The sequence below is a fragment of the Nocardia sp. NPDC004722 genome (genome assembly GCF_053601505.1).
Map to the genome: position 1 here is coordinate 1 of NZ_JBSGBY010000855.1, position 2750 is coordinate 2750.

The following is a 2750-nucleotide window of genomic DNA, read 5'->3' on the forward strand; positions in this document are numbered from 1 at the left end:
GCCCCTGCACCGGCTCACCGGCCACACCGGTTCCATCTGGCCCTTCGCCTTCCGGCCGGACGGCACCCAGCTCGCCGTCGCCGACGACCAATTCGCGCTGCGCATCTGGGATCCCGCGACCGGCGCGAATCTGCACACCCTCAACGGTCACGGCCGCCACGTGCGCGCGGTGTCGTTCAATGCCGACGGCAGCCTGCTGGCCGGATGCGGCAACGACGGCAGTCTCCGGATCTGGGAAGCCGCCACGGGCCGGTTGGTCCAACGCCTCGAGGGCAGCTCGGACGGGCTCATCACGCTGGAATCGGGGGTCTTCTCGCCGCGGTCCCCGAGTCAGCTGGTGACCGTGGGCAATGCCGGACGGCTGCGGGTGTTCGATATCGAGGCGGGCACCGCGGAGCGCGACATCACCGTCGACTCGGCCCCGGTCTGGGCCATCGCCTACGACCCGACCGCCCGCTTCATCGCCACCGCCAATGACGACGACACCGTCACCCTGTGGACCCGCGCGACCGGCGGCGAGCACGTGGTCTGCGCCGATCACCGCGGACGGGTGCGCTCGATCGCCTTCGACGCCGCGGGCGCGCGCATGGCCACCGGCTGCGACGACGGCCTGGTCCGGGTGTGGGAGGTCGAGTCGGGGGAACTGGTCGCCACCCTGTCGGATCCGGAGGGCCACGGCGGCCCCGGCGGCCACCGGGTCTACGGGGTGGCCTGCCACGGCGATCGGGTGGCCGGGATCTGCTGGGACGGCACGGTCCGCATCTGGAGTGTGGCCGGTGGGCCGCCGCTGCACCGGCTGGACCTGCACCGCGGGCGGCTGTGGTGCGTGGCGGTGGACGCGGACTCCGGCCTGCTGGCCACGGCGGGCGACGATCTGGTGATCCACCTGTGGGACATCGCCTCGGGCAAGCATCTGCACACGCTGCACGGGCATCGAAACCGGGTGCGCTCCTTGGCTTTCGATCCCGCCGGGCAACTGCTCGCCAGCGGCGGCAACGACGGCTCGATCATGCTCTGGTCGCTCGCGGAACCGGATTCCGCCCCGCAGCCGCGGGCCACCCTGCTCGGATTGCCCGAGGGCTGGGTGAGCTTCACCCCGGACGGGCGCTACAAGACCGAGGGTTTGACGGCCGGGCAGTTCTGGCACGTGATCGGCATGTGCCGCTTCGAACCCGGCGAGCTGGACCCGTATCTGCCCGAGATCTGCCAGGTGGACCCCGACGATCCGCTGTGATCGTGCGCGACTGTGCCTAGAACACAGCGCAATTGATCATCGACACCTAATCGTTAGCTCCAGTAAGAATAATCACGGCGAGACCGGGAATAGCGTCGCCGGAAAGCAGGTAGAACCTGCCGACACGCACGCAAACTGTATGTGAAAAACCGCCCCGCCGGTGCTCCCCTGCTGGCCGTACCGGTCGGTGCACGATAGGTTTCCGAAGGTGGCAGTGAGTCTGTTGGGGAACGGCGGCCGCACACCGGCCGCACACGAATCAGGTTTCGCCGCGCATCGCGCCGGGGTCGATCGACTGCTGACCTCGTACCGAGCCATCCCCCCGGATGCGAATGTGCGACTGGCCAAGAAGACGTCCAACCTGTTCCGGGCGCGGGCGAGAACCAACGCGCCGGGACTCGACGTGTCCGGATTGACGCAGGTCATCGCGGTGGACCCGGAGGCCCGCACCGCCGACGTGGCGGGCATGACCACCTACGAGGATCTGGTCGCCACCACCCTGGCGCACGGGCTGGCCCCGCTGGTGGTGCCGCAGTTGAAGACCATCACCCTGGGCGGCGCGGTCACCGGGCTGGGCATCGAGTCCACGTCCTTCCGCAACGGCCTGCCACACGAGTCGGTGCTCGAGATCGACGTGCTCACCGGGTCCGGCGAGATCGTCACCGCGACCCGCGACGGCGCGCACGCCGATTTGTTCCGCGGCTTCCCCAATTCGTACGGCACACTGGGGTATTCGACGCGGCTCAAGATCGAGCTGGAAAAAATTCAGCCGTATGTCGCGCTGCGGCACCTCAGATTTCACGACCTGCGCGCCCTGGAAGCCGCCATGGGGCAGATCATCGCCGACCGGGCCTGGGACGGGGAAGCGGTCGACTACCTCGACGGGGTGGTGTTCACCGCCGACGAGAGCTACCTGGTGCTGGGCCGCCAGACCGACGAGCCCGGCCCGGTCAGCGACTACACCGGCATGGACATCTTCTACCGGTCCATCCAGCACGACTCGAAGCAGCCCAAGCGCGATCGGCTGACCATCGCCGACTACCTGTGGCGCTGGGACACCGACTGGTTCTGGTGCTCACGGGCTTTCGGCGCGCAGAACCCGAAAATCCGGCGCTTCTGGCCCAAGCAGTACCGGCGCTCCAGCTTCTACTGGAAGCTCATCGCGCTCGACCACAAGTACGCGATCGGCGACAAGATCGAGGCGCGGCACGGGAATCCGCCGCGCGAGCGGGTGGTCCAGGACATCGAGGTGCCGCTGGAACGGACCGCGGACTTCGTGGAGTGGTTCCTGCGCGAGATCCCGATCGAGCCGATCTGGCTGTGCCCCTTGCGATTGCGCGACGATCCCGCGAACACGGCCGAGCGCCCCTGGCCGCTCTACCCGCTGGAGCCGGGCCGCACCTACGTGAACGTCGGCTTCTGGTCGGCGGTGCCGACCGTGCCGGGGCAGCCCGAGGGTGTGGCCAATCGCGCCATCGAGCGCAAAGTGTCCGAACTGGACGGCCATAAATCCCTG

General features: G+C 68.6%; 2 protein-coding genes. Both read left to right on the forward strand.

Going from position 1 to position 2750, the window contains the following annotated elements:
- On the forward strand, positions 1 to 1234 hold a 1234-nt coding region (locus ACWELQ_RS43005), incomplete at its 5' end, for a WD40 repeat domain-containing protein (protein WP_452402736.1).
- Between the two features lie 223 nt (positions 1235 to 1457).
- On the forward strand, positions 1458 to 2750 hold a 1293-nt coding region (locus ACWELQ_RS43010), incomplete at its 3' end, for an FAD-binding oxidoreductase (RefSeq protein ID WP_452402737.1).